This window comes from Novosphingobium sp. HR1a (assembly GCF_015594425.1).
Classification (GTDB): domain Bacteria; phylum Pseudomonadota; class Alphaproteobacteria; order Sphingomonadales; family Sphingomonadaceae; genus Novosphingobium; species Novosphingobium resinovorum_A.
In genome coordinates this window covers 12,710-32,363 of record NZ_JABXWS010000036.1, presented here as the reverse complement: position 1 = coordinate 32,363, position 19,654 = coordinate 12,710, and the positions used below count along the sequence as shown (strand labels likewise).

15 protein-coding genes are annotated in these 19,654 nt (G+C 64.7%); 5 read left to right on the top strand and 10 right to left on the bottom strand.

Annotated features, from left to right (window positions below; translation table 11 throughout):
• Nucleotides 1-23: 23 nt before the first annotated feature.
• Nucleotides 24-845: an enoyl-CoA hydratase/isomerase family protein gene (locus tag HWN72_RS08405; protein ID WP_008833369.1), complete on the bottom strand. Its 822-nt coding sequence runs from the start codon at nt 843-845 to the stop codon at nt 24-26.
• 10 nt (nt 846-855) lie between these two features.
• On the bottom strand, nt 856-3,042 hold the full coding sequence (locus tag HWN72_RS08400) for an acyl-CoA dehydrogenase (protein ID WP_008833368.1): 2,187 nt from the start codon (nt 3,040-3,042) through the stop codon (nt 856-858).
• A 329-nt stretch (nt 3,043-3,371) separates the two neighbouring features.
• Here HWN72_RS08400 and HWN72_RS08395 point away from each other — a divergent pair, with 329 nt between their 5' ends.
• Entirely contained in the window at nt 3,372-4,712 is a 1,341-nt protein-coding gene (locus HWN72_RS08395) for an amidohydrolase family protein (RefSeq protein WP_008833367.1), read from the top strand.
• Between the two features lie 179 nt (nt 4,713-4,891).
• On the opposite strand, the gene HWN72_RS08390 is transcribed toward HWN72_RS08395, so the two are convergent.
• On the bottom strand, nt 4,892-5,704 hold the full coding sequence (locus HWN72_RS08390) for a helix-turn-helix domain-containing protein (RefSeq protein WP_008833366.1): 813 nt from the start codon (nt 5,702-5,704) through the stop codon (nt 4,892-4,894).
• A 284-nt stretch (nt 5,705-5,988) separates the two neighbouring features.
• On the opposite strand from HWN72_RS08390, the gene HWN72_RS08385 reads away from it, so the two are divergent.
• On the top strand, nt 5,989-6,984 hold the full coding sequence (locus HWN72_RS08385) for an enoyl-CoA hydratase/isomerase family protein (RefSeq protein WP_248005884.1): 996 nt from the start codon (nt 5,989-5,991) through the stop codon (nt 6,982-6,984).
• Here the strand turns inward: HWN72_RS08385 and HWN72_RS08380 are convergent.
• From HWN72_RS08380 to HWN72_RS08360, 5 genes are all read right to left on the bottom strand, one after another.
• Nucleotides 6,919-8,346 carry an amidohydrolase family protein gene (locus HWN72_RS08380; RefSeq protein ID WP_008833364.1) on the bottom strand — a complete coding sequence of 476 codons (1,428 nt, stop codon included), beginning with the start codon at nt 8,344-8,346 and terminating at the stop codon, nt 6,919-6,921. The genes HWN72_RS08385 and HWN72_RS08380 overlap by 66 nt on opposite strands.
• Nucleotides 8,340-9,539 (bottom strand): CoA transferase, encoded by a 1,200-nt coding sequence (locus HWN72_RS08375; protein ID WP_008833363.1) that lies wholly within the window; start codon nt 9,537-9,539, stop codon nt 8,340-8,342. The genes HWN72_RS08380 and HWN72_RS08375 overlap by 7 nt, the downstream gene beginning before the upstream one ends.
• On the bottom strand, nt 9,529-11,028 hold the full coding sequence (locus tag HWN72_RS08370; protein WP_036524525.1) for a class I adenylate-forming enzyme family protein: 1,500 nt from the start codon (nt 11,026-11,028) through the stop codon (nt 9,529-9,531). The genes HWN72_RS08375 and HWN72_RS08370 overlap by 11 nt, the downstream gene beginning before the upstream one ends.
• 24 nt (nt 11,029-11,052) lie before the next feature.
• Entirely contained in the window at nt 11,053-11,343 is a 291-nt protein-coding gene (locus tag HWN72_RS08365) for a hypothetical protein (RefSeq protein WP_008833361.1), read from the bottom strand.
• Between the two features lie 139 nt (nt 11,344-11,482).
• Complete coding sequence (locus HWN72_RS08360) at nt 11,483-12,712, bottom strand: CaiB/BaiF CoA-transferase family protein (RefSeq protein WP_197524422.1); 1,230 nt, start codon at nt 12,710-12,712, stop codon at nt 11,483-11,485.
• 323 nt (nt 12,713-13,035) lie between these two features.
• On the opposite strand from HWN72_RS08360, the gene HWN72_RS08355 reads away from it, so the two are divergent.
• A complete protein-coding gene (locus HWN72_RS08355; RefSeq protein WP_211150028.1) occupies nt 13,036-13,365 on the top strand; it encodes a hypothetical protein in 330 nt (109 codons plus the stop codon).
• Nucleotides 13,366-13,570: 205 nt separating this feature from the next.
• Here HWN72_RS08355 and HWN72_RS08350 read toward each other — a convergent pair whose 3' ends face one another.
• Nucleotides 13,571-14,059 (bottom strand): MarR family winged helix-turn-helix transcriptional regulator, encoded by a 489-nt coding sequence (locus HWN72_RS08350; RefSeq protein WP_008833358.1) that lies wholly within the window; start codon nt 14,057-14,059, stop codon nt 13,571-13,573.
• A 23-nt stretch (nt 14,060-14,082) separates the two neighbouring features.
• Nucleotides 14,083-15,336, bottom strand: a complete 1,254-nt coding sequence (locus tag HWN72_RS08345) for an acetyl-CoA C-acetyltransferase (RefSeq protein WP_211150027.1) — start codon at nt 15,334-15,336, stop codon at nt 14,083-14,085.
• Nucleotides 15,337-15,575: 239 nt separating this feature from the next.
• Between HWN72_RS08345 and HWN72_RS08340 the strand changes: the two genes are divergently transcribed.
• Nucleotides 15,576-17,243: an MFS transporter gene (locus HWN72_RS08340; protein WP_008833356.1), complete on the top strand. Its 1,668-nt coding sequence runs from the start codon at nt 15,576-15,578 to the stop codon at nt 17,241-17,243.
• Nucleotides 17,244-17,351: 108 nt separating this feature from the next.
• Nucleotides 17,352-19,565, top strand: coding sequence for a TonB-dependent receptor (locus HWN72_RS08335; protein WP_289357665.1), 2,214 nt, complete (start codon nt 17,352-17,354; stop codon nt 19,563-19,565).
• Nucleotides 19,566-19,654: the final 89 nt, after the last annotated feature.

Genomic DNA, 19,654 nt, shown 5'->3' with positions numbered 1-19,654 from the left:
CCGTCGGGGGAGGAATTCGCGTCTCACTTCGCCTTGCCGCCTACGCCCTTCAGGTAGGCTTCCATGCCCTTGATGTAGTCCGGGTTCAGCATCAGGCCGCTGTTGCCCATGCGCTCGACCTGCCGCGCGGAATCGCGGCCCAGTTCGGCGCAAAGCTCGATCGCCACCTTGGCTGCGCCCATCTGCTCGCCGTTCTGCTTCGCGAGGTGGCGGCAGAAGTCCATCACCTCGGCTTCGAACGTGTCATCCTCGTAGACCTGGTGGACCAAGCCCATGGTGAACGCCATGTCGGCGCTGGCGGGCTTGTTGGCCATGATGAGCCAACGGGCCCAGTGCGGTCCACAGATCCGCGTCAACCGCGAGACGCCGCCAGAGGCCGGCAGCACCCCGAACAACCCTTCCGGGAAGGCATAGGCCGCGCTTTTCGCCGCGAGGCGGAAGTCGCACGAAAGGCTCATCTCCAGTCCTCCGCCTACGCACATCGCGTGGTGCGCGGCGACGATGGGTTTCTCGACATGCTCAATCTCGTCCCAGAGCTGCTGCATGTTGTTGAGGTTGAGACGATGGTTTTCGCGGATCTTGCTGGCGGAATCGGCCGCGACATTCGCCTCGGAGACGATGTTGCGATTGCCGCCGCGAAGGTCCGCGCCCGAACTGAAGTAACGCCCGGCCGAGCGGATCAGCATGACCTTGAGGTCAGCCCGCTCTCGCAGCCGCAGCACGGCTTCGGTCAGGAGGTCCATCATCTCGCGGCTGATGGCGTTGAGCTTGTCGGGCCGGTTGAGCGTGGCGACGAGAATGCCGTCCGTCTCCTCGGTCAGCAGGTGCGGGGCTTCTTCGGTCATTGTGGTCTCCTCATCCCCGGGTACGCGGCAGACCAAGCCCGCGTTCGGCGACCATGGAGCGATGCACTTCGCTGGAGCCGCCATAGATCGTCGAGCCCGCCGCATGGCGATAGCACTGGTTGAGCAGCGCGACTGCCCCCTCGCGTTTCGAGAGCGAGAGCGGCGCTGTCAGGTCCAGGAGGTCGCGGCTGTCGCTGAGGAACTTCTCGGAGGAGTACATCTTCGCCATCGGCCCGAAGGCGTGATTGGGCTTCTTTTCGATGCTGGACCACTGCGCGCGGTACGTCAGCATGTCCGAGACCCACAAGTGCGCGACGGCGCGCGCCAGACGGCACTGGGTGCGCACTTCGCCGTCGATGCCCAGTTCCCGCGTCACTTCCTCGGCGGCCTCGATCATGGCCTTCATGACCTTGGAGAAGCCGCCGCCGTGCTCCAGTTCCAGCGCGGCGCTCATCGTCCTGGTGCCGCCATCAATCTCGCCCAGACGCCAGGAATCGGGGATCACCACGCCGTCGTAGAAGGTGATATTGGTACGCTCGTCCTGGAAGGTGTGGACGGCCTGCACGGTCACGCCCTCGGTCTTGAGGGGGACGATGAACATCGTCAGGCCCTTGTGCTTGGGGACGTCGGGGTTGGTGCGCGTGAGCATCAGGACGTAGCTCGAAAGGTTGGCGCCGCTGGTCCACATCTTGGTGCCGTCGATCCGCCACGAGCCGTCCTCGAGCTGCGTTGCCTTGCACTGTGCGGCGAAGACGTCCGAGCCACACGAAGGCTCCGAATAGCCTAGCGAACACAGCACGTCACCGCCGACGATCCGGGGCAGCACTTCGGCCTTGAGTTCGTCCGAGCCGTACTTGTCGATCATCATCGCCACCATGGCCGCGACATTGGCGCCTGGGGTGTTGTAGCCCTGCCGCTCCATTTCGCCCATCGCCGCGATGCGCGCATAAGGGGTGATGTTGCGACCGGACAGGTGCTCGGGGAGGCCGGGGAACAGCAGGCTGTGCTCGGCCAGCATCTTGTGGACTTCGGGGACGTAGCCTTCCCAGGAATAGTGGAACTTCGCCTTCTGTTCGGGCGTGACCTTGGTGGCGAACAGTTCGGCGATTTCCGCGCAGACCTGGCGGGCTTCGTCTCCGAGGTCGAAGTCGAGCGGCACTTCGCCCGAAGCGGGCAAGGCGACCGTCTCGCCTGCGTAGAGGCGGCGTCCGGCCTCTTCCAGAGCAAGCGCGGGGTCACCTGCGACCAGCGGCCATGCCTTGGCGCGCAGGTTGTAGAGATGGACGTCGTATTCGTTCGACAGCCCGTAGCCGCCGAAGGTGTGCAACCCCTGCGCAACGGACCGTGCTGCAGCATCGCAGGCGTACCAGTAGGCCAGCGAGATCGTCGCGGCGGCTTCGTCCGAATTGTCGTAGATGTCCCGGATCGCCTTCCAGGCAAGGAACTTGGCGCCATCGACATCGCACAGCAGGTCGGCGAGAGGGTGCGAGATGCCCTGGAATGTGCCGATCAGCTGGCCGAACGCCTTGCGCTCACCCGCGTAGGCAGCGGCCATCTGGAGTGCCTGCCGCCCGATGCCGGAAAGCGCGACCGCCATGTAGAGCTTCCACTCCTCCAGCGCTGCGGCGAACAGCGCCAGTGCATCTTCCCCGGAGCCGAGCACGATCGCTTCGCCCGCGGCAAGGTCCATCTGTGCAACGGGCGTAGTGGCGAGGTTGGGTTCGGTTTTGCCATCGACGCCGGTGACCAGCACCACATCCGACCCACGGCGCGCGATGATCGCCTTGGCCACCGATCCGCCCGCAATCCACTGCCTCGATTGCAGCGAAGTATCTTGCATGGCGATGGTCACCACGGCCTCACCGCTGATCGCGGCCTCGAGTAATTCGTCCTGTCCGCCGAGTTGGCCGAGCAGGCGCACCGCCACCAGCGCCTCGGCCAGCGGTCCGGAGACGAGCGTGCGCCCGGCCTCCTCCATCAGCAGCGCCGTGTCGAACAGGCCTAGATCCATGCCGCCCGCATCCTCGGGCACCCGCATCGCGAAGGCGCCGAGTTCGGCGAGGCCGCTCCACAGAGCGGCGTCGAAGCCGTCGGTCTCCTGGGCCTTGCGGACGCGTGACGTGCTGGAATGCTCATCGAGAAAGCGCGCGAAGGTATCGCGCATCATTTCCTGTTCGTCGGTGAGATCGAAGTTCATGGCAGGCTTTCCCGGAGCTTATCGTTTTGCTTCACCATCGTCCTGAACACAGGTTGGAAGGGTGTTCAATCCGGCCTCGGCGGCAATCGCAGGCACGATGGGGCGGGCGGTAAAGAGCGGGGTTCGACAAGCTAGGCCCGAGCCGATTGGAAGGGCGTATGCGTTGTTTCCGCTCAGGCTGAGCTTGACGAAGCCCCCGCGTGGGAGCGGCAATCGCACAAGCGATGGCTCTGGCGTGCATGTGGCTAGCGCGGCGCGAGCACGATAGTCTCACCGGCAAAAGACAAGCGGGAAGAAGCGCCGGCGCACGCACTCACGGGAGACGAGAGATGGAAATGAACGACATGGTCATCATCAGCGTCGATGACCACATCAGCGAACCGCCCGACATGTTCCAGAACCACTTGTCCGGCGATCTGCTCGAATCCGCGCCCAGGATGGTGAAGGACGAGAACGGCAAGGATGTATGGGTCTACCAGGGGCAGACTTTCGCCTCGGTCGCACTCAACGCCGTGGTCGGGCGGCCTTTCGAGGAATACGGCATGGAGCCGACCTCGCTCGACCAGTTACGCGACGGCGTCTACATGGTGGACGAGCGGGTGAAGGACATGGACGTCAACGGCGTTGCCGCCTCGCTCAACTTCGGATCGGTCTTCGACTTCGCAGGTGGCCGCCTGCACCGGGTGCCCGACCGCGACCTCGCGGTGAAGCATGTCAGCGCCTATAACGACTGGCACATCGATGAATGGTGCGGCGCGCATCCGGGGCGCTTCATCCCCTGTGCTATCCTGCCGACCTGGAACATGGACGCGACGATCGCCGAACTGAAGCGGGTCAGCGCCAAGGGCTGCCACACCGTGTCGATCAGCGAGAACCCGACCTGCCAGGGCCTGCCGAGCATCCACAACGAGTACTGGAAGCCGTTCTACAAGGCTATCGCCGATCTCGACATGACGATCTGCATCCACATCGGCGGCGGCAATCCTGCGCCGCATGCGTCGATGGAGACTCCGATCGAGGCGTGGATCTCGACGATGCCGATGACGATCGCCTATGCCGCGTCGGACTGGCTGCAGCTTGAGGCGCTGCACGAGTACCCGGACCTGCGCATCGCGTTGTCGGAAGGCTCGATCGGCTGGGTGCCCTATTTCACCGAGCGGGCCGACTTCTCCAACTCGCGCCACAAGTACTGGACGCATTCGCGCTTCCAGGACCTGAAGCCGAGCGAGATGTTCAAGCGACACTTCCTGAACTGCTTCATCGACGATGCGTTCGGATTGCAGAACATCGGCTTCATCGGCGAGGACAACATCGCCTATGAGTGCGACTATCCGCATTCCGACACGCTCTGGCCCGAAGTGCCGGAGCGCCTGTGGCCGACGATCAATCACCTGACCGACGCGCAGATCGACAAGATCACGCACGGCAACGCGATGCGCTGGTTCCGTTTCGATCCCTTCAAGCACCACGCCAAGGCCGATCTGACGGTCGGTGCGCTGCGGGCAAAAGCTGCAGCGGCAGGCGTGGACATCACTCCCAAGTCCTCGCTTGGCGAGCGGCCGCTGGCAGAAGGCGAAGTGCGTCCGGTCACCTCGGGCGACATCATGAAGATGTTCATGCGCCACGACGATGCCGACCGCCTCAACCGCATGGCCGGGCAGGAGGTCTGAGAAAAGGGAGGCGTCGTTTCGGACACGGCGCCTGACCCTTCGACAAGCTCAGGGTGAGCGGACTTGGTTTAATGCCCTTTGAATTCCGCCCAGGCTGAGCCTGTTGAAGCCTCATCGGCAAAAGAAAAGGCCCCGCGAGACGTGCTCGCAAGGCCTTTTCCCGTTGGGATATGTGAAAGTCAGGCGGCGTGCGAGAACTGCTCGACGCTGGCTTGTGCATGCTGCGCCGCCGGATCGGGCAGGCAGGCACGCATAGCGTCGCGCAGGCACTGGAACAGCGCCTCGGGGTTCACCTTGTCATCCTTGCCGTAGACGATGCTGACGACCAGCGGATGGCCTTCCGGCTGACGCGGGACGAGGCCGCTCAGCGCATCGGCACCGGTGGCGAAACCGGCCGGGCCGAACAGGTGGCGCGGATCGCGGCAGGCGTCGATACGAGCCATCATTTCCGAGAATGCGAACTTTTCCTGTTCGACCGCCTCGGCGTTGAGACGGCGCACCATGCCTTCGCAGCGCTGGCGGGTGACGGTGGACAGCATCAGCCAGCCCGGTGCGTTGCGCGCCAGAGGCTCCTTTACGCCGCCGGCCAGTTCGCGGGTCGCGGCGGGGGCACGAGGGCCATGGCGCCAGTTCACGATCTGCGCGTCGAGGCCGACCATCGAATGCAGCGCCACCGAAAGGCCGGTCTGCGCGACAAGGCGGTCCATCAGGCGCACGATACGGCCGTCACGCACCAGTTCCGGCTGACCGGAAGTGCCGATCAGCGCCGCGCGAGGGGTAAGGCTGTAGGCGCGCGAGTAGGGGTCCTTGTGCAGCAGACCCAGCTCGACGAGGCTCGAAAGCAGCTCCGAGGTGCTCGACTGCGGCCGGTTGTACCGACGCACGATGTCCATGACGGTCGCTTCACGGTGCGCGTCGTCGAAGTACTCCAGTACCTCGATCACGCGACGTGCGATCTTTGCCTTGTTCGATGACGTTGCCTTGCCAGCCATGAGGTCTCTCTCCTTCCCTCTTGCGTGGTTGATGAACTCGATCGTTAGCGCCGAGTACTGCCTCAATCCCCGAGTCGTTTCCGAGATAACTGAGTCATTCTCGTTTTTTGCTGACTTTGGTTAGCATCAACAGAGGTGTTCATCAATAGAAGTTTTTGTATACGAATGTCGAACATGTGGCAGATGGCGCAATCCGTCGGTCGAGCCTGTTTCCAAACGCTGCGGGCTACGAGATGATACAGGCCCGCGATCGGGAGGGATGGTCAATGCCGCCGGAGCGGTCCATGCCGGTACGAGAACACCGGGAATCACTCAGGGACCATATGAAAAGTGTCGGAATTGGCGACCTGACGGGTTCTAGGTCGAGGTTTGCCTTGAGCGGGCCGGATTGGGGCGGGCCGATTTCTTTCATCGATGGCGATAGCGCACCGAATGAGGCGGACGGACGAGATCCGCCGCCATGGCCGGTGGTGGGAATTGGGGCGCACCACGAGGGCGGTGCCGAAAAGTTGGATACTTTTGTCGAAGATGGTTTCGATCCTTTTCAAATCCGGAAAGCCGTAGAGGCTTGCCCGATCGCTGCGGCGACGCTTGTTCAACTGCTGCGGTTGCTGCCGTCGCTGGGTTTGAAGGATGGGCTTGTTGCCGAGTCGCTGGCTTATGCGGCGCTTCAGGGTGGCAACGAACATCGCACGTGGCTGGCCCGGCGCGCACCACCGGACGCAAAGCGCGGGCCAGGCGCCGTCCGTCTTGTGCGGGAAGGGGATACGGTGATCGCGACTCTCGATCGTGCCGGAGCGGGCAATGCGATCGATCGATCGATGCGCGATGCCCTGTCGGAAGCCTTTGCGCTGGTGAACCTCGATCCCACGATTACCTCGATCACGCTGCGCGGGGAGGGGCGCTGCTTCAGCGTCGGTGCGGACATCGGGGAGTTCGGGACGACGCTGGACCCGGCGACGGCGCATGCGATCCGCCGCCGGACGCTGCCCGCCAATCAGGCGGTGCTGTGCGCCGACCGCTTCGTCGCCGAGATCGATGGCGCCTGCGTGGGGGCGGGACTCGAACTTGCCGCCTTCGCGGGGCGCGTCACGGCAACGCGCCGATCATGGTTTCAATTGCCGGAACTGGCGATGGGGATCATTCCGGGCGCGGGAGGCTGCGTCTCGCTGACCCGCCGGATCGGGCGCCATCGCACGGCGCTTCTGGTGCTGTCAGGCCGACGCCTTAGCGCGAAGAAGGCGCTCGAATGGGGGCTTGTCGATGCGCTGGTGGATTAATTTTCCGCCCGCGATCACGAGGCGCACGTCGTTCTTGTCGAAGCGGGCCTGAACTTCGGCCCAGGGGCGGTCGAGCAGGCAAAGGTCGGCCGTGGCACCGATCGCGATCCGGCGCTGGCGTGAAAAATCCGCCGGGTCCGCGAGATAGAGCGCCAGTGCGTTTTCGGGTGTGAGCGCTTCGTTCGGTCCGATGACCGCACCGCCGGGCGTGCGGCGGCTTATGGCGGCGGCCATGGATTTCCACGGATCCGCAGAGCCGTAAGGGGCATCGCTCCCGCCGGCGAGGGGCATGCCTGCCGCCTTCAGGCTGCGCAACCGGTAGAGATCGACGTGATGCCTGGGATCGACGTCGGCCAGATAGCGGTCGCCGCGCTCGGCAATGAAGTGGGGCTGGACGCACGCTGACAGGCGGAGGCCATGCATGCGCGCCACCAGATCGGGAGAGGCGACGGAGACATGCTCGATCCGGTCGCCGGGCGCGCTCCCGTCTGCTTCGAGCAGGGCGAGCGTGAACACCAGTTCAACTTCGGTGACGCAGTGCACGGCCAGGGCACGGCCTTGTGCGCGCCCGGCCCGGATTAGGCTCAGTGCCGCATCTAAGTCGGGCAGGGCATTTTCGTGGAGATGCAGCTTGAGCGGGCCAAGGGTGCAGTGCGGTGGAAATTGCTCGGACAGTGCCAGACTTCCGGCGAGCGTCGGTGCTTGGAGCAGTCGCCCCTCAGCGCGTTGCTGTGCGAAATGCTGCGCCACGACAGCGTCGTTGCGCGGCGACATGTCCGTCACGCCGGTGATGCCGAAGCGGGCAAGCTGGCTGCTGGTTTCCGCGAAATCGGGGAGCGTGCTGCCGAGCGTGCGGCTGAGCCACGCGTCTTCGTCGAACAGGCGCCCGGTGAAACGCCCGGCTTCGCGTTCAAGCCCCGGTGGCGGATCGGCAAGGGCAAGCAGTGCTTCCAGCGCGCGAGAATTGAGAAGCCACATTCGCCCGGTGCGATGCTGCATACGCACCGGTCGATCCGGAACCATGCGGTCCAGCATCCTGGCATCGGGCAAGGTGCCGCCAAGGACGCTCTCGTGAAAATCGACGGCGCGCAGCCATCCGGTGCCCGGTATCTCAAGGGCCTGCGCCAACTGAGCGGGGCTCAGAACGCTGGGCGGTCCACAGGACACCGAGGCTTGCTGCGCGGCGAGCGCGGCGAGGTGGATGTGATGATCGTGCAGTCCCGGAAGCAGCAATCCGCCGCGCGCATCGATGACCTGCTCTCGGGGGCGGGGGGACAGGTTTCCGATCGAGGCGATGCGTTGCCCTTCGATCCTGACGTCACCGTGGGACAGGCCCCAGATTTCTGCTTTGCGGATCAGCATGGCGCCAGCGCGCCGAGATAGCGCGCGGTATCGGCTCCGATCGGGCGCACGGCCGCCTTGAGGGGGCGTGTGCCCACGATCGGGAAAAGATGGCCGACAGCTTGTCCCCAACCGCGCAGTTCGGCGTCGATCATCGCGCGATTATGCGCGCGTTCCTCGGCGAGCGCCATCGCGCAGATGGCGCTCATCGACAGGCCGATGCGCTGCGCGACGCCGCTTTCATACGCGGCAAGCCCTTCGCGTGCGGCGACGATGCCGGTGAGCGGATCGGCCACGGCGTCCGCCACGTAGCCGATGCCGCCCCCCGCTTCGGCCATCGCGCGGGTGAGGCCGCCCGCGACGCCGCAGTCGTTGCCGATGCCGACCCAGTCGGCGGCCTCCCCGCTTGCTCCGTGCCCGGTGATCGACAGCCAGACCAGCCCCGGCGTTTGGCGGATCAGTGTCTCGGCGTCGATGCCGAGGTGGCGCAATGCGCGGGGCCGCGAGGATTCGATCACGATGTCCGCGCGCCGGATCAGCGCGACGAGCGCGGCCTTCTGTGCATCGTCGGCGAAATCGACAAGGATGCTCGCCTTGCCCTGGTTGATCCGGTCGAAGGTCGCCGGATCGTCGCGGCGGATCAGGTCGGGCCGGGTGAGGCTTTCGACTTTCACGACTTCCATGCCTGCCTGCCAGAACAGGTGGCCCGCCAGTGGCCCGGCCCATATCGCGGAAAGATCGACGACCAGCGCTTGGTGCAGGGCTGCCCTTTTCCGGTTTTCTCCGCGCAGCATTACCTCGAGGGCGGGAAAGGCGGGGATCTCGTCCATGCGAGCGACGGGTAGCCCCAGCGTGCGTCCGGTCTCGACGAGATCCCTGACGTCATGGCGCAGCACGGCTGCAGCAATCGCGTTCCAGTCGCGCGTGTCGATCGTGTCGTCACCGAAAAGCGCGGGCAGCAGTTCGCGGTCCACGTCGCGGATCAAAGTGAGCGCGAACCAGTTGCCGTCCCGCGTGGGCATCAGCCGACTGCCGCCGAGCCCGGCTGAGGTCGTGCCGCTGATCATATAGCCGCCACCGGCGGCGCGCTCTCCCATCAGGGTAGCGCCAGCGAGGCGCGGCAGGCCATGGGCTTCGGCCATCGCCTGCAACTGCCGGTCGGCCCACCGCGCCAGAGGGATCTCCGGGCCTTGCGTGATGTGCTCAGCCGGCAAGGACTTCCTTGACCTTGCGGCGCAGCAGCTTGCCCATTTCGTTGTACGGAAGCTCCGCGACGAAGGCGATCTTCTCCGGCACGCGCGAGGACCGCAGGCGCAAGCGGACAAGGTCCTTCAATTCGGTCTCCTCAGGGGCATCGAAACCATCGCGCGTGACGACGGCGACGCCGACCGCCTCGCCCCACTCGACCGAAGGGATCGCACAGGCGCAGGCGTCGGCGACGGCGGGATGGGTGAGTAGCACGTCCTCGATCTCGCCGGGCGACATGTTCTCACCCCCGCGCACGATCACGTCGTCGGCGCGGCCGGAGAGGAACAGGTAGCCGTCCTCGTCCATGTAGCCGGCGTCTCGGGTGGGGAACCAGCCTTGCGCGTCGAGCGCACTCTTTTCCTTGTACTCGCCGGAAACCTGCTCGCCGCGCACGTAGATTTCGCCGGGCTCACCCAGAGGCAGGACTTCACCGTTCTCACCGCGGATCTCGATCTCGACCGTCGGGATCGGCTTTCCGAGCGAGGTCAGGCGGGCGCGAACCTTCGGATCATCGGACGCCAGCGCCTCGCGATGGTCGTCGGGGCCGAGCAGGGCGACGGTGGAACTGGTTTCGGTAAGGCCGTAGGCATTTGTGAAGCCCGCCGCCGGGAAACGCTCAAGCGCCTTGTGTATGACCTCGAGCGGCATCTTGCCGCCGCCATAGGCGATGGCACGCAGCGATGCGGTTCGGGCGGCGGTGCCGCTCTCCATGGCGTCGACGATGCGTGCCAGCATGGTCGGCACGACGAAGGCATTTGTGATCGCCTCCGCCTCGACGAGCGCCAGCCAGCCTTCGGGCGAGAAGGCGGGCAGCATGACGATCTTGCGCTGGGCATAGATCGAGGACAGCAGCGCCGAGATGCCGGCGATATGATAGGGCGGCACGACCACCAGCGCGGCATCGGCCTCGCCGGCACTGGCGAATTCGACCGTGCCCAGAATATAGCCGAGCAGGTTCGAGTGGCGCAGGATCGCCGCCTTGGGCGCGGCCGTGGTGCCGCTGGTGAAGAGCTGGATCGCGATGCCTTCACCGGGATCGTATTCGCGCGCGTCGTCCGCCGGGACCGTCTCCTGCGCCTTGAGGGTGAATTCTTCGCGCGAAAAGATCGTGTGGCCCTGTCCGTCTGCGATGCGCGTCACGCGCTCCTCGTCGCCGATGACGAGGGCGGGGGCGATGCGGCCCAGCAATGCGGCGAGGTCGGCGTCGGGAAGGCGATAGTTGAGCGGGCAGTACGGTACGCCGGCCAGCGCCGCACCGAACACTGCGATCACCGCCGCCTCGCTGCTCTCGTCGAGGAGGGCGACATATTCCGCGCCGCTGTCCTGGATGATCGAGAAGGCGCCGCGTGCTGCGGCGAGAAGGTCGCCGTAAGTCCAGCGCTTGCCATCGCAGACGAGGCCGACGCGGTCGGGCGCGGCCTCGGCCGCCATTTCGAGAAGGAGGGCAATGTTCATGGGCGCGTGCCAGCTATCTTAGTGTCAGTCCGAGGCGGGAAGCGGCTTGGCGTCCTTGACGACGAGCGCCTGCCCATCGACAGAGAGCGAGCCCTTGCCGGGCTTCACGCAAAGCAGTTCGTAGTTGCCGTCGGTATCGACGTAGCGCTTGCCCATCAGCGTACCGGCCGAGAAGTCGGCGGCGAGGGGGGCGGCATCGGCAGGCTTGGCCTCGCCCATCGCTGCGCCGCCGCATTCGATCTGCCCGTCGGCGGCGCGGATCACCATCACCTCCGTATCGCAGGCGGCGCTCTTCAGGCGGGTTCCAGGCTTCATTTCGGGTTCCTTGTCCTCGTGTGTGCGTCTTGTCTCGACGGGCGCTTGGTGCGCCGGCGGCACGGTTTCATCTTACGCCCTCGTCCGTGCAGCGTTCAAGGCGCCGCAAGGTTGAGTGCCTGTACAGGTCGAAAAGCGTTCAGGCGATCGCGCCCTTGGCCTTCCACTCCTCGATCTTGTCCCACTCGACGCCCATTTCCATGAGGACGATCTCGGTGTGCTCGGAGGCTTGCGGCGACCGGGTGGTCTCCACGGCCTCACCGTTCCACTGGACCGGGCCGCGCACGAGCTTGAGCGGGGCGCCGCCGTCGGCGCCCTCGACTTCGACGATCATGTCGTTGGCAAGCGCCTGCTCGTCGGTCAGCAACTCGTGGAAGCTCTGGATCGGCGCCCACTGACCGGAGAAGGTCTTGAGGTGCTGGCGCCAGTATTCGAAGGGTTGGGAAGCGAACGCCTTCATCAGGATGTCGCTGGCCGCCCCGGCATTCTCGAAAAGCGCGCGCGGTTCGGAGAAGCGGGGGTCGTCGGCGGCTTCCGGTACGCCGAGATGCTCGAACATGCTGCGGATGTGACCGGTCGGCGAGATCGTGCAGAGGTTGATCGTGCCGTTATCGCTGGTCTGATAGTTGCCCATAAACGGATTGCGCGCTGCGCCGCCCGAGCCCGGCATCGGATTGCGCGTGAGCACGCCGGTCTCCGCGACTTGCGCGATCACCGCGCCCGATGCCCAGGCGGCGGCGCTCAGCAGCGAGACGTCGAGCTCGACGGCCTCGCCGGTCTTCTCGCGGTGGAACAGCGCGGCGGAGATTCCGCCCGCGATGAACATGCCGCCGATGGAATCGCCAAAGGCCGGGATGCCCTGCGAGATCGGGCCGGGCAGTTCCTCCGGGGTCATCGAATAGGCTATGCCGCTGCGTGACCAGAAGCAGGTGCCGTCGAAGCCGCCTACCTCGCGCTCAGGCCCCTTGTTACCCAGCGCCGAGCCGCGGGCGTAGATGATGTTGGGATTGACCGCGCGGATATGCTCGACATCGAACTTGTTCTTCTGGCGCACCTGCGGAAGGTAGTTGGTCAGGAACACGTCGCACTGCTTCGCCAGTTCGTAGAGCACTTCCTGACCTTCAGGCGTGGAGAGGTCGATGCCGACGCTGCGCTTGCCGCGATTGGGGTGCTCGAACAACGTATGGCGAAGCGGGTCGAGCGTGACGCCGCCCATGTTGAGGAAGCCGCGCTGGGTGTCGCCGCGCACGGGATGCTCGATCTTGATGACGTCGGCGCCCCAATCCGCGAGGACGCCGCCCGCTGCAGGCGTGAAGGTGAACTGTGCCACTTCGAGGACGCGCACGCCCTGCATGACCTTTGTAGACATCTGCTGCCAATCCCCGTGATCTTCTGTGTGGCGCCCGGTTTTCTGCCGTTTGCACTTGTCGGTCCGGTGTGCGCGCAAAGGCATGAGGGATCAACCGGGTGGCCCATCGTGCGGACGATCATGCCTGCAGATGCCTGCTTTTCCATCGTTTCTCGACCTGTGGGAGGGCAATGCGCAGGCGAATGTCGCGGAGGCGATAATGTTGCCGAAAGCGCTCTGAAAGATGCGAATTTCGCAATTGACCGGGTGTTCAAAAAATACTAACCCAGCTTAGTAAGTGAATAAATCCGACCGTTCAGGTTCGCAGTTTTCGGAGAAACGCCATGAAGAAGTTCGCCACGCTCGTCGCTGTCGCCGCCATCGCTTCGGTCCCGGCCATCGCTTCGGTCCCGGCCGTCGCTTTCGCCGAGACCACCCAGGTCCGTGAAGCCACCGAGGAAGCCGCTGCCGGTGCCGTATCGCTCAACGCCGGCAAGATGCTCTATGCCGCCGACGGCTACCGCATTGCACCCATCTATCGCGTCACTGCCGAGGGCAATCCGCAGGTCATCCTCAACGGTCGTCTCGTGACCGTTCCGGCCTCGAGCCTCAGCGACAACAGTGGCAAGGTCACGACTTCCATGTCGAAGAAGGAACTTGCTGCCGCGAAGTAAGTTTTCCCGATACTCTCAAGAAGAAGAGGGCGGCGCCTGGTGGCGTCGCCCTCTTTTTTGTGGCGTTGGAGGATAAGCCCACCTCGCTGCGGTTAAGTTCGCCTGCAGCTCACCAAGCCTCGCGGCCCTTCTGCATGCGGGAGGGCGAAACACGATGCTCTCATTCCCTACTGCTTGCAGGAGGGGCAGGGGTGGGCAAAAGCGCTTATCCCCGGCTGACGTTATCGTAGATGCGCGTCATGAAATCGAGAAGGGTGTTCACCTCGTCCTCGGAAAAGCCGGCGAACATCTTGAGTTCGCTTTCGGTCGCGATGGCGCCCAGCTTGTCGAGGAGAGGCCGAGCCTGCTCGGTCAGGTAGACGGCGCGGGCTCGCCGATCGTCGCGGCGGTCGCGGCGCTCCAGCAAGCCCTCTGCACAGAGGCGGTCGATCAGGCGGCCGGCGGAAGCCTCCGACATTTCGAGATATTCCGCGACGGTCCGCTGCGTGGACCCTGGATAGCGCGCGACGATCGCGATCATCGCCCATTGCGAGCGGGTCACGTTGAGGGCGGCCACCTTGCGATCGAAATTATTGCGCTGCAGCCGCGCCACGATGGTCATGCGCAAGCCAACCTGCCGTGTCGGGGTCTCGTCGCGCATGTTGAACGGGTTGCTGATCGTTCCCACCGGTTTTTCGTCGGCTTCAGTCGCCACCAGATGCTCCTTGTGCTGCGCCGTCAGACGCGTTCGATGATCATGGCAGGGGCCATGCCGCCCGCCGCGCACATCGTGATAAGACCATAACGCCCGCCGGTGCGCTCGAGTTCATCGAGAGCGGTGCCGATCAGCATGGCGCCGGTGCCGCCGATCGGGTGGCCGAGCGCCATCGACCCGCCATTGGGATTGACCTTGGCGCGGTCGAGGTCAAGGTCGCGGATGAACTTCTCGACGACCACGGCGAAGGCCTCGTTCACTTCGAAGACGTCGATGTCCTCCACGCCGAGGCCCGCCTTGGCGAGTACCTTGCGTGCTGCGGGCACCGGGCCGTTGAGCATGAGGGTGGGGCAGTTGCCCGTCTCGGCCATGGCGACGATGCGCGCGCGCGGCTTGAGCCCGTGGGCCTCGGCGTAGTCCTTTGAGGCCAGCAGGATCGCCGAAGCGCCGTCGACGACGCCCGAGGAGATGCCGACGTGATGGATCGGCTTGATCTCAACGTCCGGGTAGACCTGGTTGATGAGTTCGCCGTAAGTCTTGCCGCCGGACGCCGAGGGCATGTTCAGGAACATCTCGAAGGCGGGCTTGAGCTGCGCAAGGCTTTCGGCGGTGGTTTCCGGGCGCGGATACTCCTCGTGGTCCAGGATGACGTTGCCCTCATCGTCCTTCACGACGATGGTGGACTTGTCGAAGCGACCCTCGGCGATGGCTACCGCGGCGCGGCGCTGGCTCTCCACGCCGAGCGCTTCGAGTTCCTGGCGGGAGATGCCTTCCATAGCGGCGATGGCGTCGGCGCAGACGCCCTGATTGGATTGCGGGTGCTTTGCCTGGAGGCGCGGATTGCCCGCACCCATGCCGGCGCTGCCGACGCCCGCCTCGCGCATCTTCGCGCCGTACATGCCAGCGTAGGAGAGCATGTCCATGCCGCCTGCGACCATGAGGTCCGCCATGCCCGACTTGATCATAGCGGCCGACAGGCTCGTGGCGGTGAGGCTCGATCCGCAGAAGCGGTTGAGGGTCACGCCGCCTGCCTTCACGTCGTAGCCTGCGTCGAGCGCCGCCATGCGTCCGATGTCGCCGGCCTGCAGCCCCATTGCCGCCGAGACGCCCCAGATCACGTCGTCGACGTCGGCGGTGTCGAGATCATTGCGGTCCTTCAGCGCAGCGAGAACCGTTGCCGAGAGATGTTCGGGATGCATCTGCGACAGCGCCCCCTTGCCCATCTTTCCGAGCCCGCGCGGGGTGCGCACGGCGTCGATGATGTAGGCCTCGGTCAAGACAGGTCTCCTCGTATTTCTTTCGCGCAGCAAAGCGCGGTTTCCTGCGTGATGCGGGCGCTTTGCGGCTTTGGCAATCTGGGGTGCGGGCGCTATCGCCGCGGCGATTGCTGACTATAGTTAGTATGTCGGAATCGTGTTCGCTTGCGTCAATGGATCGTCTTCGCGATGGGCAGGTTGACGCTTGCGCCGGTGCGTTCAAGATCGGCGCACAGATATAACGACAGGGGACAGCAGCGATGGCGACGGCGCAGGAAGAGGAGGCAGGCGGGGCCTTCGCACCGCTTCGCGAACGCACGTTCCGCAATATCTGGACGGCCAGTCTCTTCTCCAACTTCGGCCAGCTCTTCCTCGGCGTCGGTGCGCAATGGGAGATGACGCGGCTCAGCAATTCACCCAGCATGGTCGCCCTGGTGCAGACCGCGATGATGATCCCGTTGATGCTGGTGACCCTGCCCGCAGGCGCCATCGCCGACATGTTCGACCGTCGCCGGATTGCCATGACCGGCCTGACGTTCAGTGCGGTGAGTGCGGCAATCCTGGCGGCAGTGACGTTCCTTGGGCTGACGACGCCCTGGCTGCTACTGGCTTTCTGCGTACTGACCGGGGCAGGCGTGGCGCTGTTCTCGCCGTCGTGGCAGGCCTCCATCCCTGAGCAGGTCTCGCGCACACATCTGCCTGCCGCGGTGGCGCTGGGAACGATCAGCTACAACGTCGCGCGCAGTTTCGGGCCTGCGTTGGGCGGAGTGATCGTGGTGATTTACGGTGTGAAGGTTGTGTTCGGCATGACCTCGCTGCTCTACCTGCCGCTGCTCACTGCGTTCTTCTTCTGGCGACGCAGGCACGTGCCTTCCCGGTTGCCGCCGGAGCGGATCGACCGCGCGATCCTGACCGGTGCGCGCTACGCGCTGCATGCTCCGGCGGTGCGTACCGCGCTGCTGCGGGTGCTCGGCTTCGGGCTGTCGACGGCGACGGCCTCTGCGCTTGCGCCGCTGATTGCAAAGGATCTTCTCCAGGGCAATGCAGCGACTTTCGGCATCCTGCTTGGCGCACAAGGCGTCGGTGCAGTGGGGGGAGCGCTGTTCGTGAGCCAAATTCGGGCGATGGTCTCGACCGAGTGGGCGATAAGGCTGTTCGCGATCGCCAGCGGAGTTGCCCTCGTCGCGATAGGGTTCAGTCACTCGCTGGTGCTGACCTGCCTTGCCTTTCTCGTCGTCGGGGCGGGCAACATCCTTACCGTCGCCATGCTCAACGTGACGGTCCAGCTTTCCGCGCCGCGTTGGGTCACGGCGCGGGCACTTTCGCTGTTCTCCTCCGCGATCACGGCCGGGATCGGCATCGGCGCATGGGGCTGGGGAGTGGTCGCCGCCCGCCATGACGTCGCCTTCGCGCTGGTCGCGTCGGGCCTCGCTGTTGCTGCCACGGCGCTGCTGGGCATGGTCCTTCCGATCCGCGAGGAGCCCGAGGCCGACATGGATTCGGTCGAGATCGGTCACGAACCTTCGGCCACTCTGCCGCTCACCCTGCGCTCCGGCCCGCTGGTCGTCGAGGTCGAGTACGACGTCGATCCCGAACTCGCCCGCGAATTCTACGAGGTCATGATGACCATGCAGAGGGTGCGCAAGCGCATCGGCGGCTTCGACTGGACCATCGCGCGCGACATCGAGAACCCGGCATTATGGACAGAGCGATACCACTGTCCGACCTGGGGCGACTACCTGCGCATGCGCGGGCGCTACACCCAGGCCGATTACGCTATTCAGGCCCAGGCAGACGGCTTCAACCGTAGTAACAATGGCCGCCGTGTGCGCCGCCGTCTCGAGCGCCCATTCGGCTCCGTGCGGTGGAAGGCGGAGTCCTATGATCCACGCCAGGAAACGATCGGCTACATCACCCCGGGTACCTGAAGCACCGCCAAATCTGCCGCTGCGATATCTGGGCGAAGGTCCGGCCGATCACTGGAACACGTAACAACCTCGTGTAGCCTCGCGTCAAAAGCAGATGGGAGGGATATCGTGAAGACAGCAGGGACTTTCGCGTCCATATTCGCATTAGCAGTGGTGGCGCCGGTTTCGGTGCACGCGCAGGAGGCACAGAATGCCGCCGCAGCGGACGAGGGCGCGATCATCGTCACCGCGCAGCGCCGTGCCGAAGCGCAAGTGGACGTGCCGATCTCGATCACCAACCTGTCTAGCGATGCGCTCAAGACCGCCAGCGTGCAGCAACTGGCGGACATCGGCAAGGTTACCCCGGCGCTGCGCTTCGACTTCGCGGGCGGGTTCTTCCAGCCCACCATTCGCGGCATCGGCACGGCGGTGACGACTTCGGGCGGGGGCGGCAATGTCGGCATCTACATCGACGGGTTCTACTCGCCCAACCCGCTGGCGGCCGACTTCGATCTCATCAGCGTGAACTCGATCCAGGTGCTGAAAGGGCCGCAAGGCACGCTGTTCGGCCGCAACACCACCGGCGGCGCGATCCTCGTCACCACTCGCGAGCCGTCCACTTCGGGCAATGCTTTCGAAGGTCGCGTGACTTACGGCCGCTACAACGAGGCCAAGGCCGAAGCCTTCACCAACTACGTCATTTCCGACCGTGTGGCACTGAGCCTAGAGGGCCAGTATCGCCGCGGTAACGGTTGGCAGCGCGACATCTCCAATGATGATCGGCGCGTGGGCGACTACGAGAACTGGTCGTTCCGTCTCGGCCTCAAGGCGGAACTGACCGACACGGTGGACGTCCTGCTGCGCTACAAGCACGGCCAGGTGGACGATCCCTCGACCATGCTGGCGTCCAGCCTCGACACCTCAGATTTCGGGCTCGGTGCGCCGTTCGGTGGAGTGCCGGGGACTTACACCACGGCGAAGAACCGCATCGCCAGCGGTTCGGTGCCGGAAGTCTTCCGCTCTAATACCGACGTAGTGCAAGGCACGATCCGCGCCGATCTCGGCTTCGCGGACCTGACCTCCTACAGTCAGTACCGCAGCGAAAACTCGTTCATGTCGCAGGACCTCGACTATTCCGGATTGGACCTGTTCCAGCTTGGCCTGCCCAACCTCAACGAGACCTGGAGCCAGGAACTGCTGCTCACCTCCAAGGCGGGGCCAAAGCTGCAGTGGACGGCGGGTTTGTTCTACTTCCAGAACACCGACACCTATATCACCTACATCAACAACGGCGGAAACGCGCCTGACCAGCGTATCCGGCTCGGCGGATCGAGCACCACGGTCAGGAGCTACGCCGCGTTCCTCGACGCCACTTACGAGATCACGCCGCAGCTTTTCCTGACCGCGGGCGCGCGCTATTCGATCGATAAGATCGTCGATGCCTACTGGAACCAGCAGTTCCTGCTGACCGAGATGCCGGTGCCGAACATCTCGAACAACAAGCTGACCCCGCGCGTGGTGCTGCGCTACAAGCCGACCGACAGGACGAGTATCTACGCCTCGTTCACGAAGGGCTACAAGGCGGCGATCTCGGACGTCGGCGGCTCGTGCCAGATCCCCGACACGAACTACACCTGCAACCGCGTGCAGCCAGAGGACATCAACGCCTACGAAGTGGGCTTCAAGTACGAGGACCGCGGCCTCTCGTTCGAGGCGGCGGGGTTCTACTACGATTACAAGAACCTGCAGGTGTCGATCTACCGCACCGGCACGGCGGAGATCATCAACGCCGCGACCTCGGAAATCTACGGGTTGGAGGGTGCGCTGCACTACCAGGTCACGCCCGCTTTCCAGATCAACGCTGGCGCGTCCTACGTCCATGCGCGCTACAAGCGGTTCAACAACGCGCCGGTCTACGTGCGCTGTTCTGAACTGGGCGAGGAAACCGCTGCGACTTGCGCCGCCAACGGGATCACCTTCGTCGTCGTTCCCACTACGCTGGAAGACGTGACGATGCAGCGCACGCCCGAATTCACCGGCTTCGTCGGCGCGCGCTACGAGACGGACCTGGCCGGCGGGGAACTCGCGTTGTCGGGCAACCTGTTCTACTCGTCGAGCTTCTTCTTCGGTCCCTCGGGCGTGCAGTTCAAGCAAGGGGGCTATGAGACCCTGGCCCTGCGCGCGCAGTGGAATGCGCCGGACGACAAGTTCCACGTCGCGATCTTCGGGGACAACGTCACCAACAGCCGCTACCTCACGCAGGCGCAGTATTCGAGCTTCGGCATCGGCGCGAACTGGAGCAAGCCGGTGACTTACGGCGTGGAATTCGGAGTGAAGTTCTGACTTCGAGCCGTCCCCGCATGGGGATTGTCCCCGGCACGCGCGCTTGCTGACGTGCGGGAACAAGGCTGAACGCAGCGAAAAGGGAGAGA